15 protein-coding genes and 1 tRNA gene are annotated in these 20185 nt (G+C 35.4%); 10 read left to right on the top strand and 6 right to left on the bottom strand.

The window, feature by feature from the left end; all coding sequences use genetic code 11:
* Positions 1-4: 4 nt before the first annotated feature.
* The 7 genes from ACNQF8_RS08870 to ACNQF8_RS08840 all read left to right on the top strand — a co-directional run bounded on the left by ACNQF8_RS08870 (position 5) and on the right by ACNQF8_RS08840 (position 10109).
* Positions 5-961 (top strand): hypothetical protein, encoded by a 957-nt coding sequence (locus tag ACNQF8_RS08870; protein ID WP_417953263.1) that lies wholly within the window; start codon positions 5-7, stop codon positions 959-961.
* A 79-nt stretch (positions 962-1040) separates the two neighbouring features.
* Positions 1041-2129, top strand: coding sequence for a family 16 glycosylhydrolase (locus ACNQF8_RS08865; protein WP_417953262.1), 1089 nt, complete (start codon positions 1041-1043; stop codon positions 2127-2129).
* 116 nt (positions 2130-2245) lie between these two features.
* Complete coding sequence (locus ACNQF8_RS08860) at positions 2246-3091, top strand: endonuclease/exonuclease/phosphatase family protein (RefSeq protein ID WP_417952062.1); 846 nt, start codon at positions 2246-2248, stop codon at positions 3089-3091.
* 3 nt (positions 3092-3094) lie between these two features.
* A complete protein-coding gene (locus tag ACNQF8_RS08855; RefSeq protein WP_417953261.1) occupies positions 3095-4558 on the top strand; it encodes a glycoside hydrolase family 30 protein in 1464 nt (487 codons plus the stop codon).
* 27 nt (positions 4559-4585) lie between these two features.
* On the top strand, positions 4586-6043 hold the full coding sequence (locus tag ACNQF8_RS08850; protein WP_417952060.1) for a glycoside hydrolase family 30 protein: 1458 nt from the start codon (positions 4586-4588) through the stop codon (positions 6041-6043).
* 30 nt (positions 6044-6073) lie between these two features.
* Positions 6074-7813, top strand: a complete 1740-nt coding sequence (locus tag ACNQF8_RS08845) for a cellulase family glycosylhydrolase (RefSeq protein WP_417952059.1) — start codon at positions 6074-6076, stop codon at positions 7811-7813.
* A 70-nt stretch (positions 7814-7883) separates the two neighbouring features.
* Positions 7884-10109 carry a glycoside hydrolase family 3 N-terminal domain-containing protein gene (locus ACNQF8_RS08840; protein ID WP_417953279.1) on the top strand — a complete coding sequence of 742 codons (2226 nt, stop codon included), beginning with the start codon at positions 7884-7886 and terminating at the stop codon, positions 10107-10109.
* Positions 10110-10331: 222 nt separating this feature from the next.
* Here the strand turns inward: ACNQF8_RS08840 and ACNQF8_RS08835 are convergent, their stop codons facing one another.
* Entirely contained in the window at positions 10332-12662 is a 2331-nt protein-coding gene (locus ACNQF8_RS08835; protein ID WP_417953260.1) for a glycoside hydrolase family 3 C-terminal domain-containing protein, read from the bottom strand.
* A gap of 325 nt (positions 12663-12987) precedes the next feature.
* Here ACNQF8_RS08835 and ACNQF8_RS08830 point away from each other — a divergent pair, with 325 nt between their 5' ends.
* Positions 12988-13743, top strand: a complete 756-nt coding sequence (locus ACNQF8_RS08830) for an NUDIX hydrolase (protein WP_315210859.1) — start codon at positions 12988-12990, stop codon at positions 13741-13743.
* A 242-nt stretch (positions 13744-13985) separates the two neighbouring features.
* Here ACNQF8_RS08830 and ACNQF8_RS08825 read toward each other — a convergent pair.
* Together ACNQF8_RS08825 and ACNQF8_RS08820 are read right to left on the bottom strand one after the other, a co-directional pair.
* A tRNA-Val gene (locus ACNQF8_RS08825) sits at positions 13986-14060 on the bottom strand.
* 85 nt (positions 14061-14145) lie between these two features.
* Entirely contained in the window at positions 14146-15366 is a 1221-nt protein-coding gene (locus ACNQF8_RS08820) for a bifunctional folylpolyglutamate synthase/dihydrofolate synthase (protein WP_417953259.1), read from the bottom strand.
* 129 nt (positions 15367-15495) lie between these two features.
* On the opposite strand from ACNQF8_RS08820, the gene ACNQF8_RS08815 reads away from it, so the two are divergent.
* Positions 15496-16191 (top strand): MotA/TolQ/ExbB proton channel family protein, encoded by a 696-nt coding sequence (locus ACNQF8_RS08815; protein WP_417952056.1) that lies wholly within the window; start codon positions 15496-15498, stop codon positions 16189-16191.
* Between the two features lies 1 nt (position 16192).
* Positions 16193-16588 (top strand): ExbD/TolR family protein, encoded by a 396-nt coding sequence (locus ACNQF8_RS08810; RefSeq protein WP_099713490.1) that lies wholly within the window; start codon positions 16193-16195, stop codon positions 16586-16588.
* A 105-nt stretch (positions 16589-16693) separates the two neighbouring features.
* On the opposite strand, the gene ACNQF8_RS08805 is transcribed toward ACNQF8_RS08810, so the two are convergent.
* From ACNQF8_RS08805 to ACNQF8_RS08795, 3 genes are all read right to left on the bottom strand, one after another.
* The gene (locus tag ACNQF8_RS08805) at positions 16694-17593 is read right to left on the bottom strand and encodes an energy transducer TonB (protein ID WP_417953258.1); all 900 of its coding nucleotides are present in this window, start codon (positions 17591-17593) and stop codon (positions 16694-16696) included.
* A 193-nt stretch (positions 17594-17786) separates the two neighbouring features.
* Complete coding sequence (locus ACNQF8_RS08800) at positions 17787-19013, bottom strand: Glu/Leu/Phe/Val dehydrogenase dimerization domain-containing protein (protein WP_417953257.1); 1227 nt, start codon at positions 19011-19013, stop codon at positions 17787-17789.
* Positions 19014-19080: 67 nt separating this feature from the next.
* On the bottom strand, positions 19081-20151 hold the full coding sequence (locus tag ACNQF8_RS08795) for an anhydro-N-acetylmuramic acid kinase (RefSeq protein ID WP_417953256.1): 1071 nt from the start codon (positions 20149-20151) through the stop codon (positions 19081-19083).
* Between the last annotated feature and the right edge of the window lie 34 nt (positions 20152-20185).

The raw sequence follows: 20185 nt of genomic DNA, 5'->3' as shown, positions 1-20185 counted from the left end.
AAATATGAAAACAAATATCAAATACATTTTAGGGCTTTTCATAGTAGCGCTAACATTTATTAGCTGCAACGAAGAAGAATATAGTTTGGGCGAATTATCTGCACCTGCAAATGTTGTAATAAATACTGAGGTTGTCGGTGTAGATGCAACGCATCCAAACGGTGATGGTTCGGGAAGTGTAAAAATTACTGTAACAGGAGACAATGCTCTTTCGTATAAAATTGATTACGATGCCAATACTCCATTAGATTTAGTGTATTTACCAACGGGTATGACTACTAAAAAATACACTTCTGTTGGCGTAAACACGTATAGAATAACTGTTGTAGCTTATGGCAAAGGAGGATCTTCTACGAATGTTACTAAAGATGTTACCGTAAGAAGTGATTTTACTGTTGCTCCGGAAATTGTTACTGCATTAACGAATAATGCTTCAAAAACTTGGGTAGTAGATAAAAGTGTAGCAGGTCATCTTGGTGTAGGTCCTTGGAACGTTGCTTCGATCAGACCAGAATGGTGGGCTGGAGGTGTTAATGAAAAAGTAGCTTCTGCAAATTGTTTTTACACAGCCACTTTTACTTTTGCTAAAGTTGCTTCCTCGGGAACATACTCCTTGAAAGTTGCTACTCCAGACGGCGCATTTACAAAAACAGGTTCATTAACAACTCTTCCGGGTATTCCGGGTTCAGGAGCTGAAGGATGTTATAATTACGGCGGTGGAACTTCTGCTTTTAGTTTTATACCAGCATCATCGGGCGCACCGGTAGTAATAACTAATGCTGATAATTCGACTTCGACTCAAACCAGTATTTTATTGTCTGGCGTTGATACTTTCATAGGATATGGAGCAGTTCAAAAAGAATATGAAATTTTGGTTATAACACCAACTTATCTATATGTTCGTGTACAAGGAACCGAAACTGGAAATGCTTGGTATCTAAAATTGAAACCGGCACTATAATAAATCATAAAATAAAGCTCAGAACAATTAAAAGTTTTGAGCTTTATTTTAAGCATTAATCATAAAAAGCTTTTAAAGGATGAGGAATAATCGAGTACTTCAATTTTCGAAAAATAAGAATTATATGTTTTTATTGGCTTTGGCTAATTTTTTTATGTTGTTTTCATGCAGTGGTAGCAATAATAGTGAAGACGGAACTGTAACTGCACCTTCAAATCTTTCGGTTTCAGCGACAGTAGTTGGAGTAACAACACAAAATCCAAATGGCGATGGAAGCGGAACAGTAAATTTTAACCTCAGTGCAACTAATGCCACTTCCTATAAAATTTCACTTGGTAATGGAGAAACTAAAGAGTTAACAAATGGAAGTTTTACTTATACCTATACAACAGCAGGTACTAATACCTATGTTATATATGTGTCAGCATATAATTCAGGACAATTTGTTTCTTCCACTATTTCAGTAACGGTTTTCGTAGGCTCTGCTTTAGTTTGGTCAGATGAGTTTAATGTAAATGGCGCTCCCGATAGTTCAAAATGGGGTTATGATTTAGGCGCTGGTGGCTGGGGAAATAACGAATCTCAGTACTACACAAACAGACCGGAAAACGTAATTGTTCAGGATGGTTTGTTAAAAATTAAAACGCTAAAAGAAAGTTTCAGTGGAAGTAATTATACTTCGGCTCGAATTCTTACAAAAGATAAATTTTCGTTCAAATACGGAAGAGTGGAAATTAGAGCTAAACTGGCTTTGGGTGCTGGAACTTGGTCTGCTTTATGGATGTTAGGAAGTAACATAAGTACAGCTGGTTGGCCTGCATGTGGAGAAGTAGATATTATGGAACATGTTGGCAACAGCCAAAACAGGGTTCATGGATCCTTGCATTCTCCAGGACGTTCAGGGAATACACCTGATACAAGTACGGTTATGGTCCCTAATGCTTCAACTGAGTTTCATGTTTATTCGATAGATTGGTCAGCTACATCCATTAAGTTTTACGTTGATAGTCAGTTATTTTATACCTTTATAAACTCGGCTAGTCTTCCTTTTAATCAGAATTTTTTCTTGATCATAAACAATGCAATAGGAGGAAATTTTGGTGGAGCAATAGATCCTAATTTTACTGCTTCTACTTTTGAGGTAGATTATATTAGGGTTTATAATTAATTGTGTTTTTGTTTAGTTAGGTTTTCATTAGGGGCTTCTGTTTGTAAGTTGGATAGAAGCTCTAATGAAGTGTTATTTTTGGTATCAAATGTAAATTCATCAAAAAAACAGTATAAATGAATCAGGTAAAAAAAATAATTGTTTCGGTAGGTTTTCTGCTAATGGGAGCTTTTTCCAATGCGCAAACATTGAAAGTGATGACGTATAATATTCGCTTAGATGTTGTCAGTGACGGAGCTAATGCTTGGAGCTTTCGTAAAGATTATTTCACTTCTCAAATTCAATTTTACAATCCTGATATTTTTGGAGTCCAAGAAGCAAAACCCAATCAGGTTATTGATATTGCAACATCACTTCCGGAATATAATAATGTAGGTGTTGGAAGAGACGGAATTGGGCAGGGAGAATCGTCCAATATTTTTTATAAAAAAGAAAGATTTGCAGTTAAAGAAAGCAATACATTCTGGCTTTCTGAAACGCCAAATACAATTTCAAAAGGTTGGGACGCTGCCTATAATAGAGTTTGTACGTATGCGCTGTTCAAGGATTTGAAAACAAAACAACTCTTTTGGGTTTTTAATACCCATTTGGATCACATTGGCGAAGAGGCCAGAACCAAAGGAATCCAATTAATTCTTTCGAAAATAAAGAAGCTAAACACAAAAAAGTATCCTGTAATTCTCATGGGTGATTTAAATTCAGAACCGCAAGAAGACAGAATAATACTGCTTAAAAAGGCAATGGATGATACCAGAGAAGTTTCGATAGAAAAACCTTTTGGCCCTTATGGTACATTCAACAATTTTAAACACAACGAACCTGTAACTAAATTGATAGATTATATTTTTATTTCCAAGAATAGTATTTTGAAAGTAAAAAAATATGCCGTTTTGAGCGATTCAAAAGACTTGAAATATCCATCAGATCATTTGCCGGTTTATGTTGAAATAAACTTTAAATAAATTATGAACACTATAAAAAACACTATGAAATTTTTAGTTGTATTAACCCTGACGCTGCTTATGTCAAAATGTTCTCCGTCTGGAGATCTTGCCGATCCGGCTCCAAAGCCAACGCCAAATCCGCCTGCAGCAGTGACAAATGAAATGGATTTTTGGTTGACAAAAGGCAATCAAAGCGTAACACTTCAAAAGCAAACATCAATTCTTTCATTTAATACAACCTATAATACCTATGCTAATATTGAGATCGATGATGCTAAAACGTTTCAAACAATCGATGGTTTCGGATATACTTTAACGGGAGGAAGCGCTCAGGTTATCAATCAATTAAACACACAAAAGAGACAAGAATTATTAAAAGAATTATTTGGCTCTGATGCTAATTCAATTTCCATTAGTTATTTAAGAATTAGTATTGGCGCGTCAGATTTGAATGCTGCGCCATTTACTTATAACGATTTGCCAAGCGGACAAAAGGATTTAAATCTGGATAATTTTAGTTTGGCACCAGATAAAACGGATTTGATTCCAATGCTAAAAGAAATTGTAGCAATCAATCCAAATATTAAAATTATGGCAACTCCATGGTCGCCACCAGTCTGGATGAAAGATAATAATGGTTTTGTTGGCGGAAGCTTAAAGCCCGAATATTACGCAGTTTATGCAAAATATTTTGTGAAATACATTCAAACAATGAAAGCCGAAGGAATTACCATTGATGCTGTTACGCCACAAAACGAACCATTGCATCCCGGCAATAATCCAAGTATGTTGATGATTGCATTGCATCAGGCTGATTTTATAAAAAATCATTTAGGGCCAGCTTTCAAAGCTGCAAATTTGGCAACCAAAATTGTAGCGTATGACCATAATTGCAACAAACCCGAATATCCTATCGCAGTGTTGAATGATCCAGGAGCGAATCCCTACGTTGATGGTTCTGCCTTTCATTTGTACGAAGGAGATATCAGTGCCTTGTCTACAGTTCACAGTGCTTTTCCCAATAAAAACATCTATTTCACGGAGCAATACACGTCTTCTACAGGAAGTTTTGAAGGTGATTTGAAATGGCATGTAAAAAATGTAATTATAGGTTCGATGCGCAATTGGAGTAAAACAGCATTAGAATGGAACTTAGCCAATAACGCTTCTTTTGGACCAAATACTCCGGGAGGTTGTACTACTTGCAAAGGCGCATTGACGATTAACAGCAGTGATAGTTTTACAAGAAATGTAGGATATTATATCATTGCTCATGCTTCTAAATTTGTTCCTGCAGGTTCTGTGAGAATTTCGAGTAACTTTAGTGGAAATTTGAATAATGTGGCTTTTAAAACGCCTAGTGGAAAAAAAGTTTTAATTGTTGAAAATGACGGAAACACTTCCGAAATTTTTAACATTAAATACAATGGAAATTGGATAACAACTTCACTGGAAGCAGGTTCAGTAGGAACGTATATCTGGTAAAATAACAATAGCATAATAATTTCTATCATGAAAAGAATAACGACAGTAGCCCTTTTAGCAGTGACTTTTTTGGCTTTTTCGCAGCAAAAAAATAAAACAAAACAAGTGTCTTTTTCTACTAAAGATAAAACGATTACCGTTTATACTACAGCAGAAAACACAAAGTTACGATTGACACAAACCGATAAATTGAGTTTTAGTAGTTCAAAACAACCTTTGGAAACAGAGATTTCTGTTTTTGTGGAGCCTAAAAAAACATTCCAAAATTTCATGGGAATTGGTGGAGCAATAACCGATGCCAGCGCTGAGGTTTTTGCAAAATTGAGCAAAGAGAAACAACAGGAACTTTTGAACGCCTACTATAATAAAGAAAAAGGAATTGGGTATTCCTTATTGAGAACCACTATCCACAGTTCTGATTTTTCTAGCGGAAGTTATACCTATATCAAAGACGGAGACAAGGATTTAAAAACGTTCAACATTGATCACGACAGACAATATCGTATTCCAATGCTTAAAGAAGCCATAAAAACGGCTGGCGGGAAATTATTGCTTTATGTTTCGCCTTGGAGCCCACCTGCTTTTATGAAAAGTAACGGTAGCATGCTAAAAGGAGGAACTTTACTTCCGGAATATTACCAGTCTTGGGCAAATTATTACACAAAATTTATCAAAGCGTATGAAAAAGAAGGAATGCCAATTTGGGGATTAACTGTTCAAAACGAACCTATGGCAACGCAAACTTGGGAATCATGCGTATATTCTGCGGAAGCTGAAAGAGATTTTTTGAAAAATTTTCTGGGACCAACAATGAAAAAAGAAGGTTTAGGAGATAAAAAAATTGTGGTTTGGGATCACAACCGTGATTTGATGAACCAGCGAGCGAATGTTATTTTCTCAGATCCGGAAGCTTCAAAATATGCTTGGGGAATGGGATTTCATTGGTACGAAACTTGGGCTGGAGGAGAACCAATGTTTGATAATGTTCGAAAAGTACACGAAGCCTACCCGTCTAAAAATTTATTATTTACAGAAGGTTGTGTCGAAAAATTTGATGCTAAGAAATATCAATTCTGGGCAAACGGAGAACGATATGGAACGTCTATGATTAACGATTTTAATAATGGAACTGTGGGTTGGACAGATTGGAACATCCTTTTAGACCAAAACGGTGGGCCAAATCACGTAGGGAATTTTTGTTTTGCACCTATTCATGCCGATACCAATTCGGGAGAATTAATCTATACACCCTCGTATTATTATATTGGGCATTTCTCAAAATTCATTCGACCAGATGCTAAAAGAGTCAGCACAGCGGTAAGCCGAAGCAGTTTGATAAGTACGTCATTCCTGAATAAAGATGGAAAAATGGTTACTGTGGTGATGAATCAAAGTGATAAAAGCGTGACGTATAATTTAATTATTGCCACTGAGAAAACAGTTGTTGTAATTCCTGCTCACGGGATTCAAACATTAGTATATTAATTTATAAACTGTTTTTATAAAACTAATTGTATGAAAAAAACAGTTTTAATAGCCTTTATTTCTTTTTCAATTGCCTCGTTTGGACAGGGTTTTTTACATAGAAATGGACAAGAAATTGTCGATGGAAATGGTAAAAATATTGTGTTGCGCGGTTTGGGATTGGGCGGATGGATGGTTCAAGAAGGATATATGCTTCAAACCGGTTCATTTGCAGGTCCTCAACATGTGATTAAACAAAAAATAGCGGATATAATTGGTGCTAAAAACACCGAAGAATTTTATGATGCTTATAAAGCAAATGGAATAACTAAGAGAGATGTTGATTCATTGGCGGCTTGGGGATTCAATTCCGTTCGCTTACCGATGCATTACAATTTATATACATTACCTCTTGAAGAAGAAGCAGTTTCTGGTCAGAATACTTGGCTAGAAGAAGGTTTCAAAATGACCGATGAGTTATTGAAATGGTGTGCTGCCAATAAAATATATTTGATTTTGGATTTGCATGCAGCTCCGGGTGGCCAAGGAAAAGATGCCAATATATCTGATTATAATCCTGCAAAACCATCACTTTGGGAAAGTACCGCCAACCAGGATAAAATGGTTGAGCTTTGGAAAAAATTAGCAGAGCGTTACAGAGACAATCCTTGGATAGGAGCGTATGATATTATCAATGAGCCCAATTGGAATTTTACGGGAACGAATCAAAATGGTTGCGATGAAACTTCAAATTCGCCTTTAAGAGCTTTGCAGGTTAGAGGCACAAATGCCATTCGGGCCATCGATAAAAATCATTTAATTTTCATTGAAGGGAATTGTTGGGGGAATAATTACAATGGCATGTTTCCGCTTTGGGATGAAAATATGGCATTGAGTTTTCATAAATATTGGAATCAAAACGATGTGGCTTCGATACAAAAAATGCTGGATTACAGAACGCAATACAATGTACCAATTTGGTTGGGAGAAAGTGGAGAAAACTCTAATGTTTGGTTTAAGGAAGCTATCTCTTTAGTGGAGACAAATAACATTGGTTGGGCTTTTTGGCCTATGAAAAAAATCGAAAATTTAGCGGGAGTTACTTCGGTTACAAAAACGCCTGAATACGATCAATTGTTGAAATATTGGAATAATGAAAGCGCTAAGCCTACGGTTGATTTTGCCAAAAAAGCATTAATGCAAATTGCTGAAAATTTCAAAATGAAAAACCTGACCATCAGATATGATGTAATAGATGCGATGTTCAGACAAATCCAAACTACGGAAACTAAGAAATATAAAAACCATTCTTTGCCCGGGAAAGTATTCGCAACAGAATATGATTTAGGACAAAACGGATTTGCTTATTTGGATAAAGATATCGCGAATTATGATGGGACTAAATTTACCAAATGGAACAAAGGCGGAATGATGCGAAATGATGGTGTTGATATTGAGTCGTGTACGGATGTTATTTCAAATGGATTCCAAGTAGCTTTTATTGAGGATGGTGAATGGTTGCAATACACCGTTGAGGTAAAATCCAAAACTACTTTTGATGTTGCTGTTCGCTATGCAAGTAATGCGGCAGGTGGAAAACTTTATTTAGAAGATAAAAACGGGAGAATTTCTGAAACAATAACAATTCCATCATCAGGTGTGATAAATAATTGGAAAACCGTGACCTTAAAAAATGTAGTTTTACAACAAGGAACGAATAAAGTAAAAGTGCGTTTCGAAAAAGGAAATTTTAATTTGAACTTTTTGGAATTTAAAAAGTCAAAAAAATAAAAGACATCCAAAACTATAAACTCGTTTCATGCTATTTTTAATAGCTACTGAAACAACAAAGAAATTTGAAATGAAAAAAATAGGAACTACAATTCTTTTATTGGTTTGTTTTCTTGGGTTTTCCCAACAAAAAACAATTGACCAAAAAGTGAATGCTTTGCTAAAGCAAATGACACTCGAAGAGAAAATTGGACAACTCAATCAATATACGGGAAATAATCAGGCGACAGGACCTATAACGATAAATCCAAATAAAGAAACCGAAATTAAAAAAGGTTTAATTGGCTCAATGTTGAATGTTTTAGGAACTAAATATACACGACAGTATCAAGAATTAGCGATGCAATCCCGATTGAAGATTCCGTTGTTATTTGGTCAGGATGTAGTGCATGGATACAAAACTACTTTTCCACTTCCTTTGGCTGAAGCTGCGAGTTGGGATTTAGAAGCGATGGAACTTTCGGCAAGAATTGCTGCTGTTGAAGCATCAGCAAGTGGAATTCATTGGACATTTGCGCCCATGGTTGATATTGCTCGTGATCCGCGTTGGGGACGAGTGATGGAAGGTGCTGGAGAAGATACTTATTTAGGTTCGAGAATTGCTTACGCCAGAGTCAAAGGTTTTCAAGGAAATTTGGGAGATGTCAATTCGGTAATGGCTTGCGTGAAACATTTTGCAGCCTATGGAGCAGCTGTTGGCGGGAGAGATTACAACTCAGTTGATATGAGCGAAAGAATGCTTTGGGAAACGTATTTGCCTCCTTTCAAAGCAGCTTTGGATGCGGGTGCCGCAACATTTATGAATTCGTTTAATGATATTAACGGAATTCCGGCTACCGGAAATAAATACCTGCAAAGAGACATTCTGAAAGGGAAATGGAACTTTCAAGGTTTCGTTGTTTCTGATTGGGGTTCAATAGGAGAAATGGTCAATCACGGATTTTCAAAAGACAATAAAGAAGCCGCATTACAAGCCATAACTGCAGGAAGTGATATGGATATGGAAAGCAATGCATATCCATATTATTTAGCGGAATTAGTTAAAGAAAATAAAGTGCAAATTGCTTTGATTGATGATGCTGTAAAAAGAATTTTACGCAAAAAATTTGAATTAGGACTTTTTGATAATCCTTATAAATACTCCAATCCGGAGAGAGAACAAGCTGCGTTGAACAATCCGGAGCACAGAAAAGCAGCCAGAGATATTGCAGCAAAAAGTATCGTATTGTTGAAGAATGAAAAAAACATTTTACCGCTTTCCAAAGACACAAAAACGATTGCTTTTATTGGTCCTTTGGTTAAAGAACACAAACAAAATATGGGTTTTTGGGCAGTGGAATTACCAGAACTGGATTATGACAAACAAGTTGTTTCGCAGTGGGAAGGTGTACAAAATAAAGTAGGGAATTCAACTAAGTTGCTTTACGCCAAAGGGTGTGAAATCGAAGGGGATAACAAAGATGGTTTTGCGGAAGCAATTGCTGTTGCTAATCAAGCTGATGTTGTGATTTTGAGTATTGGCGAAAGAGCAGATATGAGTGGCGAAGCTAAAAGTCGCAGTAATATTCATCTGCCTGGAGTTCAGGAAGAATTGGTAAAAGCGATTCAAGCAACTGGAAAACCGATTGTAGTTTTAATTAACGCCGGAAGACCGCTTGTTTTTAATTGGACTGCAGACAATGTTCCTGCAATTGCTTACACATGGTGGTTAGGAAGTGAAGCAGGAAACGCCATTGCTGATGTTTTGTTTGGCGATTACAATCCTTCGGGGAAATTGCCAATGTCTTTTCCAAGGGAAGAAGGGCAAATTCCTATTTATTACAATCATTTTAATACAGGAAGACCAGCTCCAAATGAAACAGCTTTTAATTATGTTTCGGCGTATACGGATTTAAAAAATAGTCCTAGATTTCCTTTTGGCTATGGATTGAGTTATACTAGTTTCGAATATTCAGATTTGAAATTATCTAAAAATAAAATTAAAAATACTGAAAAGATTACTGTTTCATTAAATGTAAAAAACTCAGGAAAAGTAGCAGGTGAGGAAGTGGTTCAGCTGTATTTGAGAGACAAAGTTGGATCTGTGGTTCGACCAATAATTGAGTTGAAAGATTTTCAAAAGATAAAACTGAATGCTGGAGAAACTAAAGTGGTGAAGTTTATCATTGACAAAGAAAAAGTATCTTTTTACAATACCGCATTACAATGGATTGCTGAGCCTGGAGATTTTGATTTAATGATTGGATCGTCCTCTGCAGATATTCGTTTGAAAACGACTTTTGAATTAGTAAAATAAAAAAAACTCAATCGGCAGTACTTCAAAGAATACTGTCGATTTAGTTGAGTTTTAGATAAAAAAAGTATTGACTCTACATCTATTTCCTAACGAACTTGTAGTTATGGTATTTAATTAGGGAAATAGACTTGATAAGAGAGAATTTAATTTAGATGTGCTCTATAGACGATATCCAATTAAATTCTTTTTCAATACTTTTTTAACAACAATTAATAACAATCTTTAATTCTGGTTGACAGCTTTCAAAATACCATCCAGATTTTCTTCCGTGAATTTCCCTCCAGATAATAAAAGGAATTTGTTAATTGGCATATCGGCTAACATTGCTTCTAAAAATGAAGCTGCTTTTTTCTCATCTTCTGTTTCTGGTTTTTTATTCGCACCAGTGAAACTTTGAACTAGTTGTTCATATATCGCTTGACTGTTTGGGGATTTTTTGAATTCTTTAAATAATGATTCACGTGTCAGCACTATTTTTGCAGCTTTTGTAGATTCAATAGCTATGGTTTGTTTTAAGGGTAAATCACGAGAGGAACTTCCAATAAGGATGTCAAAGTTTCCTGATTTTATTGCCCAATCATGAGATTTTGAATCAAAATAAGCAAAATCACGTGAAGTCAATTGAAATGTAACTGTTTTTTCTTCTCCGGCTAGCAATGCTACTTTTTCAAAGTGTTTTAGCTCGTTTTCTGGTCTTGCCACTTCGCTTTCTTGTTCATGAACATACAGCTGAACGACTTCTTTACCCGCAATTTTACCTGTATTTTTTACTTTTACAGATATGGTGATTGCATCAGAATCTTTAGCTGTTGTAGTATTGGCTTTAATGTCAGAGTACGAAAAAGAGGTGTAACTCAAACCGTATCCAAAAGGAAAGTTAGGTTCGATTTTCTTTTTGTCATAATAACGGTAGCCTATAAAAATACCTTCACCATAATTTGCATTTCCATCTTTTGATGGGAAATCCATTGCAGTTGGAGTGTCTTCCAAACGAGCAGGAAAAGTTTCAGATAATTTTCCGGAAGGATTTATTTTTCCAGTCAATACATCAGCAATTGCACCACCACCGGCTTGACCTCCAAGATACGCTTCAACGATTGCAGCAACATCGTTTTTCCATGGCATAGAAACAGCAGCGCCATTCATCAATACTACTACAATGTTTTTGTTAACTTTTGCTACTTCTGAAATCAATTTGTTGTGACCCGCAGGCAAGTCCATGTTGTTTCTGTCAAAACCTTCTGATTCATAACTGTCTGGTAAACCTGCAAAAACAATTACTAATTCTGAATTTTTTGTATTTTGAACTGCTTCAGCAATTTTAGCATCATCCGTTTCACCTGCAGTATTGTACCCAGTTGAAAACGAAAATTGAGTTTCTTTTGCCATTTTTTGCAATTCATTCAGTGCATTTACTATTTGTGTAGGTCGCACTTGTGAACTTCCTGCTCCTTGATAACGTGGGTTTTTTGCAAAATCACCAACAATAGCTATCTTTTTTAAAGCTGATTTTAGCGGTAAAATCGCATTGTCGTTTTTCAATAAAACAATACATTCGCCACTTACTTGTCTGGCCAATTCATTGTGTTTTACTTTGTCTACAACAATTCCTTTTTTGTGGCTGTCTTTTGCTTTTAAAGTAATGGCAAGTAAATCTGTTACGATTTCATCCAATCTGGCTTCCGCCAAAGTTCCTTTTTTTACTGCTTCAACAATCTTTTTATCATTGAAACCACCACTAGCAGGCATTTCTAAATGCATTCCGGAATTAACTCCTAAAGCTCTTTCGTTTACTGCACCCCAATCAGAAACTACAAAACCTTGTAAGCCCCATTTTTCTTTTAGCATTTGATTCAATAAATAAGAATTTTCAGAAGCATATGTTCCGTTAAGTTTATTGTACGAACACATTACTGTCCAAGGTTGTGCTTCTTTTACGGCCATTTCAAATGCTGGAAAATAGATTTCGTTTAAAGTACGTTCGTCAACATTAGAACTATTAGACATACGTTCTGCTTCCTGACTGTTTGCCGCAAAGTGTTTCATGGAAGTTCCTACACCTTGACTTTGGACTCCATTTATAAAACCAATAGCAATTTTTCCGGCTAAAACTGGATCTTCAGAAAAATATTCGAAGTTTCTTCCTCCAAGAGGCGAACGCTTCATATTTACTCCAGGTCCTAATAATATTTGAACATCGTTAGCTTGAGATTCAACTCCTAAGGCTTCACCCATTTTTTGCGCCAATGCTGGATTCCAAGAAGAAGCAAGTGCTGATGCTGTTGGAAAGCAAGTAGAAGGAACACTATTAGTAAAATCGAAACCTTCTGCTTTGCGTAAACCATGCGGTCCATCAGTCATAAAAATGGATGGAATGCCTAATCTGGTAATTGCTTTTGTTGACCACGCTGTTTCACCGGAACACAAAGAAGCTTTTTCTTCTAAGGTCATTTGTGAAACTAATTTTTTTGCTTTAGCGCGGTAATCTACTGCTTGGGCATATGATTGTGATGACAATGTAAGTCCAATAAGTAGTAAAATGATTTTTTTCATAGTCTTTAGTTTGGTTGTTTTTTGGTAACTATTTTAAATAACTAATCTTATGTGTTATTTTGACGCAATGTACATCTTTTTTTGATTCACAATGCATTTACTATAAAATTTCACAATTTTTTTTCATAAATGATTTTTTTTATTATTTTTTTGTCTAAATGTGTTTTCTTGTCAAATGGATTTGTTTCTTTGCCGAAATATTTTTTTGGGTTTAAACCAAAAGCAAAGTATGGCGGTTTTTCAAAATTAGGCCTTCTTTTATTTTCTTAAAAAAATGAACTAAATTGCGTCTTTCAAAGGGTGTATAATTACTAGAATAAATCACATGTTAAAAACCATTTTAGATAACAAGGAAGACTATCAGCCAGGTTTATCAATAGATTGTGTGATTTTCGGATTTCATGACAATCAGCTCAAAGTGTTATTGATAAAAACAAAGTACAGTGATAAATGGGCTTTGCCAGGAGGTTTTGTGTCTGTAAATGAAGGTATTGATGAGGCCGCTGTCACTGTTTTACATGGTAGAACAGGGTTGAAAGGGATTTTTCTGAGGCAGTTTTCCACCTTTGGAGCAGCCAGAAGGTGTAATGTTGATGTTAGTAATTCTGTTTTAGATTTTTACGGAATACCTTTAGACGAGGGGAAATGGTATGCTAGCCGTTTTGTAACGGTTGGTTATTATGCCTTAGTCGATTTTTTACAAACAGTTCCACAGCCTGACGGGAAAAATGAAATTGTAGAGTGGATCGATCATAATGCTGTTCCTGAATTAGTTTTAGATCATAAGGAAATTTTAGACAAAGCATTAGAAACCCTTCGAATGGAATTGAATCTAATGCCGGTAGGTTATAATTTACTTCCTGAAAAATTTACTATTCCGGAATTACAAAAATTATATGAAACCATTTTAGGCAGAAAACTAGACCGAAGAAATTTTTTACGTAAGATAACGGCAATAGGCATTTTAACAAAGCTGGACGAAAAGAAAAGTAATGTCGCGCATAAAGCGCCAAATTTATATAGTTTCGATAAAGAAAAATATGAAGAAGTCGTTAAGAATGGATTGACTCAAGGTTGGTAATCTTAAAAATAAACATAAAAACTCCTTAAGAAATTAAGGAGTTTTTTGCGTGTCTTTTTTTTCTTGTTTAGGTTGTCTAAACTTTTTGCATAACCCCCAACTTTTACTACTGATCAAATATTTGAACTTGATCCTAAACCAATATAATATCTATTTTTAATTCCGCTAAATAGGATGTAAGTAATGTGTTCCATAAACTATTAGACATAAAAAAACTCCATTATTTCTAATGGAGTTTTTTGTGGGCGATGAGGGGTTCGAACCCCCGACCCCCTCGGTGTAAACGAGGTGCTCTGAACCAGCTGAGCTAATCGCCCTAAACAATTTGGTTACTTTCGTTTCCGTTATTGCGTGTGCAAATATACGCCACTTTTCTAGATTTGCAAGCAAAAAGCAAAAAAATTATAATATTTCTGCGACAACAAATGTACTTCCGCCAATGTATATGAAGTCATTGGTCTCTGCATTTTCCAGTGCTTTTTGATAAGCTTCTGAAACAGAATTGTATACTTCTCCTTTTAAGTCGAAGCTAGCCGCTTTTTGTTTTAAAATTAGAACATCCAGGCCGCGAGGAATATTTGGCTTACAGAAATAATAGATTGCTTTTTTAGAGAACAAAGGTAGGATTTCATCTAAATCTTTGTCATTTACAACTCCCAAAACAATATGTAAAGTATCAAAATCTTCTTTTTGGATTTGATTCAAAACAATTTCTAGCCCGTTTTTATTGTGTGCCGTGTCGCAAATAACTTTTGGATATTCTCTTAATTGCTGCCATCTACCTTGAAGTCCGGTATTTTTTACCACATTCAATAAGCCGGATTTTACATTTTGGGAAGTGATTTTAAATTCGTTCTGTACATTTAAAACTTTGACAGTTTGTAAAACAGTTTTTTTGTTATGAATTTGATAATCGCCAATTAAGTCAGAAGAATAGGTTTCTAAAATCAAATCAGCAGCAAAATAGATTTCCGAATTACATTCTTTGGCTTTAGCCAAAAAAACAGGTTTGGTTTCAGGAGTATATTCGCCAATAATTATGGGAATATTTGGCTTTATTATTCCTGCTTTTTCAAAAGCGATTGATTCAAGTGTGTTGCCTAAAAATTGCATGTGATCCAGTCCTATATTGGTGATCACCGAAACTAATGGCGTAATGATATTGGTAGCATCTAATCTTCCGCCCATTCCCACTTCTATAACGGCGATGTCTACTTTTTCTTTTGCAAAATAATCGAAGGCTAAACCAACGGTCATTTCGAAAAAACTCATGTCATTCGATTCGAAAAAACTTTTGTGTTCATTGGTGAAATCAGTAACAAATTCCTCGGAAATATCCTTTCCGTTAATTTTTATACGTTCCCTAAAATCCTTTAAATGGGGTGAAGTGTACAATCCAACTTTATAACCCGCTTCCTGAAGAATCGATGCTAACATATGTGAACTGGAACCTTTTCCGTTAGTTCCTGCAACATGAATGCATTTTAATTTTTCCTGTGGATTTTCAAGATGCGCTAGTAGCAAATGCGTGTTAGTTAAATCTTTTTTATACGCCGAAGCGCCCTGAAGTTGGTACATCGGGAGCTGGTTAAACATCCAATTTATGGTTTCCTGGTAGTTCATTTTTGTAATAAAATAGTAGTTGTTTAAAATATTTTTCGATTTTTTTAGTTTAATAGTACATCGAAAAGTATCTTTAGTGCAAAATTGAAATAATTTTTAGAATTAATGATTAAAATACAATAATATTATATGTTTAGTTTTATACAATTACAGGCCGACACCATTACCAACGCTGCTTCAAACGTAGTTATCGAAAAAATTGATCCAAATGCCGAAATATCCACTTTAGGATTCCTTTTAAAAGGTGGTGTGTGGCTTATTCCAATCGGGATTCTATTGTTTTACACTTTTTATTTGATTATTGAACGCTATTTGTATATCAACAAAGCATCAAAAATTGATAGTCTTTTGATGCGTGATGTACGCGATAATTTAAATTCAGGAAATCTCGATTTGGCTCGTTCTATTGCTGAAAGAAATAGTACAGCTTCAGGAAATATCATCAAAGAAGGAATTCTGGTTATTGGTAGACCCATCATTGAAATTGAATCCAATATGGATCGTGCTGCAGATATCGAAATAGGAGGAATGGAAAAGCATTTAGGTCATTTGGGACTTATTGCCGGAATTGCGCCTACACTCGGATTTATTGGAACTATTTCTGGAGTTATTAAAATATTTTATAGTATTTCGGTAACTGAAAATATTAGTATCGGTAATATTTCTGGAGGATTATATGAGAAAATGATCAGTAGTGGTGCTGGATTAATCGTTGGTATTATTGCCTATAGCGGATACCATTTATTAAACGGCAAAATTGATAATTTTGCTTTAAAAATTCAAAAACAAATATTAGAATTTGTAAATATTATTCAAAGATCATAATATGTCTATAAAAAGAAAAAGAAGATTTCATGCCGAGGTCGCGACTTCTTCATTGAGTGATATTATGTTTTTCCTGTTGTTGTTTTTCTTGATTATTTCAACGTTGGCTAATCCTAATGTTATCAAGATGACGTTGCCAAAAGCACAGTCCAATGAGAAAACAAATAAGCAATACATTAGTTTATCTGTCACAGAAGATAAAAAATTCTATATCGACAAGCAACCTGTTTCATTTGAAGAACTCGAAACAACTTTGATGTCTAAGATGGATTCATCGAAAGACCAAACGGTTATTGTTCGCATTCCGTTCAATTTACAAGTACAGGATTTAGTTGACGTACTGCAAATAGGAGTGAAGAACAATCTGAAGTTTGTAATAGCTACTTCTCCAAAGTAAAAGTTATTAAGAGTTTTTACAAAATAATCGTGCTAGTTGAACTGATTTAAAAATAAAAAATGCCTCGAATTATCGAGGCATTTTTTATTTAGTAATATATAATTTTTAATTCAAATTGAAATTGTAAACAATCTTACCGACTTGCTTTTCCGGTGCATCGCTACTGGCATCCCATCTAGTGTTCATTGCTGCAATTCGGGCTTGGTCTAACAAACATTTTGCAGTATTCGTTGTTCCTTTTACGCCGGCAACTGCATTTACGGTTCTTCCGGTTCTGTCTACAGAAACTTCTACAACAACTTTTCCTTGTTCATTACACGTATATTTTGGTGCGGGTTTAGAGAGTGCTTTTCTGTTTCCTAAAGAATATCCAACTCCTCCGCCAGAACCACTTCCGGTTCCGCCACCGCTTCCGGAGCCATAACCGCTGCCAGTTCCTATTCCGGTTCCAGTACCATTTCCGCCACCTGTTCCTCCACCAGAACCACCAGTTCCATAATAACCGTTAGAACTCAAGCTTCCGTTAGATTTCCCTTTGTTTCCGGCGGCTTTGTCATCACCATCACCACCTTTATTGGAACCTTTTAATATGCTGGATAAAGCATCATTTGTATTGTTAGAAACTTTAGGTTTTACAACCACTGGTTTCGTTTCTTCTTTTACAACGACTGTTGGTTTTTTAGTTTTTTCTTTCGTCGGAATCACAACACTTTCTTCGGTACTGTTTTCCTGAGATAAAATAGCTTCCTCTGGAGTTGATTTTGCAGGCGTTTGTTTGGTTTGGTTTTTTACTTCCAAAACTTCGCTTTTATAATTCGCGCCCGAACCGAAATCGCTGTCGCCAAAATTTACCGTAACGCCACCGCCACCTCCACCACCGGCAAGTTCATCCATGTTTGCAGGAGGCCAAAATCGGATGAAAAATAAAATTAACAACATTGTCGCATACAAAAGAATGGATAGTGCTAAGGATTTCTTTTGATCTGATGAAATGGTGGAACTCATTTGTATTTTAAATTTAAAAAAGTGTATTACTAAAAAACGTTGAAAAGTACTAAAAATTGTCAAGAGTAAAAAGCTACGGACAGAATATAAATAAGTTTGCTTTTATTTAAAACTAGAAATAAGAAAAGGGATTAAATAGATTTTAAATCTGCTTAATCCCAGTTCCGATAAATAGAAATAGTACTATTTTATTTTAAGTAAGTTGTTTTAATGCGATTTCAAAAGCAGTAGCACTAATATTTGTTTTACTTGGGTTTAAAGCATGTGCTTTTTCAATTGCTTTTTTGATAATTTCTGAAGTGTCTTGGAAGATAGCTTCGTCTGTCATTTGTACTTTCTTTTCCATGAAGTAAGCAAAAACACGAGCCATACCACAATTAGAAATAAAATCAGGAATTAAACTCACTTTATGATCTACATCTTCCATAATTGGACCAAAAAAGATTGCTGTGTCTGCAAAAGGAACATTCGCACCACAAGAAATTACTTCAAGACCATTAGCGATTAAACTGTCAATTTGCGATTGAGTTACTAATCTGGAAGCGGCACATGGAGTGAATATTTCAGCACCAATGGTCCATATTTTTTGATTGATTTCTTCAAAAGGAATCATGTTTTCGGCAACCAGTTTGTTCCCGTCTTTGGCAAGAAATAAAGCTCTTATTTCTTCAAAAGTGAATCCTTCTTCGTTGATTAATCCACCATCTCTGTCGATAATACCAATTACTTTAGCACCCATTTCGGCTAAGTAAAAAGCAGCAGCTGATCCTACATTTCCAAAACCTTGTACGATTGCTTTCTTTCCTTTTACATCTCCACCATAAATTGTGTAGTAATTACGAACGGCTTCGGCAACGCCATAACCAGTAATCATATCGGCAACAGTATATTTTCTGGAAACATCAGGTGAGAATTTTGGATTTTCAATCACTTTCACCACACCTTGACGCAATTGCCCAATTCTATTGATTTTATCTGCTTCGGTCGGTTTGAAATGACCGTTGAAAACGCCTTCTTGTGGATGCCAAACACCACACTCTTCTGTCATTGGGATTACTTCGTGAATTTCATCTACGTTCAAATCACCACCGGTACCGTAGTAACTTTTCAATAATGGAGAAACGGCTTTATACCAACGTTGTAAAACGCCTTTTTTTCTTGGATCGTTCGGATCAAAATTAATTCCAGATTTTGCTCCGCCAATAGCAGGTCCAGAAACTGAAAATTTCACTTCCATGGTTTTTGCCAAAGACAAAACTTCATTCATATCCAACCCTTTTCTCATTCGTGTTCCACCACCGGCAGCACCACCACGTAGCGAATTGATGACTGTCCATCCTTCAGCTTCTGTTTCAGCATCTTTCCAATGGAAAACTATCTCAGGTTCTTTATTTTCGAATTTCTTTAATAAATCTTTCATTTGTTGCGATATGTTTAATTTTGGCAAATATAAAAAATAGAATAATGTGAAATATGTATTTTTAATTTTATTTTGGATAATAAATCATTCCAGAGCTATGATCTATTCTTGCGCCTGTAACGCTACTCAAAACATTGATTTCTCCACGTAATTTTAAAACGCCGAGTAGTGCAAAAATTAACGCTTCTTTGAATTCCAGAATCTTTGCAGACGGAATTATAATTTTCATTTCGGGTAAATGGTACTGAATTCTCTCGATAAGAAAATCATTGTAAGCGCCACCGCCGGATATAAAAAGACTTCCGTTTTTATTGGGCAAAGCCAAAGCAATTTGCAAAGCCACGTGTTCCGTGAATGTGTGCAGTTTATCTTCAAGGGAAATGGAGTGGCTTTCGATAATAGGCAAAATTGTTTCTTTTACAAATTCGAAACCCAATGATTTAGGATGTTTCTTTTGGTAGAAATCCAAAGTGTTTAATTCCTGTAATAAATTTTCGTTACAAATTCCAGTTCTCGAAATATTGCCTTTGTCATCATAATCCAATCCCAATTGATTGGCATAAAAATTCAAAACGGTATTTACAGGCGAAATATCAAAGGCGATTCGCTCTTTGTTTTTTTCAAAAGATACATTCGAAAAACCACCTAAATTCATGCAATAATCGTATTCAGAAAATAAAATTCGGTCGCCAATAGGAACCAAAGGCGCACCTTGTCCGCCAAGTTGCACATCCTGAACCCTAAAATTACAAACTACGGTTTGATTAATTACAGCCGCGATTTCAGGCAAATTACCAATTTGAAGTGTGAATCCGTTTTGGGGCTGATGCAGAATAGTATGGCCATGGGAACAAACGGCATCGAGATTTTTTATGTAGTATTTTTCGATAAAACTTAAAATAATCGAAGCAAGATGTTGCGTATAGTCTTGGTTTAATTTTTCGAGTTGCCCTTCAGAAAAATCGACGGCTATTTTTAATTTGTTTAACCAATCTGTTGTATAAGAAATAGTTTCAGATTCTAGAATTTGAAATTCCCATTTATTGTTTTTTACAGTAAAAACAATGTGTGCCAAATCTACGCCGTCCAGCGAAGTTCCGGACATGACCCCTATTGTGGTATACTTTTCTTTAAACATAGGCTAAATTTACGAAATCGTTTGAAATCTGATA

This window comes from Flavobacterium labens (assembly GCF_048286755.1).
Taxonomy (GTDB): Bacteria; Bacteroidota; Bacteroidia; order Flavobacteriales; family Flavobacteriaceae; genus Flavobacterium.
Note: the sequence above shows the minus strand (reverse complement) of the source record. Positions and strands in the feature narration are given on the sequence as shown.

What these genes read in the sequence shown, in the direction of transcription:
- ACNQF8_RS08870 (WP_417953263.1), top strand. Translation starts at nt 5, where the DNA reads ATGAAAACAAATATCAAATACATTTTAGGGCTTTTCATAGTAGCGCTA.
- ACNQF8_RS08865 (WP_417953262.1), top strand. Translation starts at nt 1,041, where the DNA reads ATGAGGAATAATCGAGTACTTCAATTTTCGAAAAATAAGAATTATATG.
- ACNQF8_RS08860 (WP_417952062.1), top strand. Translation starts at nt 2,246, where the DNA reads ATGAATCAGGTAAAAAAAATAATTGTTTCGGTAGGTTTTCTGCTAATG.
- ACNQF8_RS08855 (WP_417953261.1), top strand. Translation starts at nt 3,095, where the DNA reads ATGAACACTATAAAAAACACTATGAAATTTTTAGTTGTATTAACCCTG.
- ACNQF8_RS08850 (WP_417952060.1), top strand. Translation starts at nt 4,586, where the DNA reads ATGAAAAGAATAACGACAGTAGCCCTTTTAGCAGTGACTTTTTTGGCT.
- ACNQF8_RS08845 (WP_417952059.1), top strand. Translation starts at nt 6,074, where the DNA reads ATGAAAAAAACAGTTTTAATAGCCTTTATTTCTTTTTCAATTGCCTCG.
- ACNQF8_RS08840 (WP_417953279.1), top strand. Translation starts at nt 7,884, where the DNA reads ATGAAAAAAATAGGAACTACAATTCTTTTATTGGTTTGTTTTCTTGGG.
- ACNQF8_RS08835 (WP_417953260.1), bottom strand. Translation starts at nt 12,662, where the DNA reads ATGAAAAAAATCATTTTACTACTTATTGGACTTACATTGTCATCACAA.
- ACNQF8_RS08830 (WP_315210859.1), top strand. Translation starts at nt 12,988, where the DNA reads ATGTTAAAAACCATTTTAGATAACAAGGAAGACTATCAGCCAGGTTTA.
- ACNQF8_RS08820 (WP_417953259.1), bottom strand. Translation starts at nt 15,366, where the DNA reads ATGAACTACCAGGAAACCATAAATTGGATGTTTAACCAGCTCCCGATG.
- ACNQF8_RS08815 (WP_417952056.1), top strand. Translation starts at nt 15,496, where the DNA reads ATGTTTAGTTTTATACAATTACAGGCCGACACCATTACCAACGCTGCT.
- ACNQF8_RS08810 (WP_099713490.1), top strand. Translation starts at nt 16,193, where the DNA reads ATGTCTATAAAAAGAAAAAGAAGATTTCATGCCGAGGTCGCGACTTCT.
- ACNQF8_RS08805 (WP_417953258.1), bottom strand. Translation starts at nt 17,593, where the DNA reads ATGAGTTCCACCATTTCATCAGATCAAAAGAAATCCTTAGCACTATCC.
- ACNQF8_RS08800 (WP_417953257.1), bottom strand. Translation starts at nt 19,013, where the DNA reads ATGAAAGATTTATTAAAGAAATTCGAAAATAAAGAACCTGAGATAGTT.
- ACNQF8_RS08795 (WP_417953256.1), bottom strand. Translation starts at nt 20,151, where the DNA reads ATGTTTAAAGAAAAGTATACCACAATAGGGGTCATGTCCGGAACTTCG.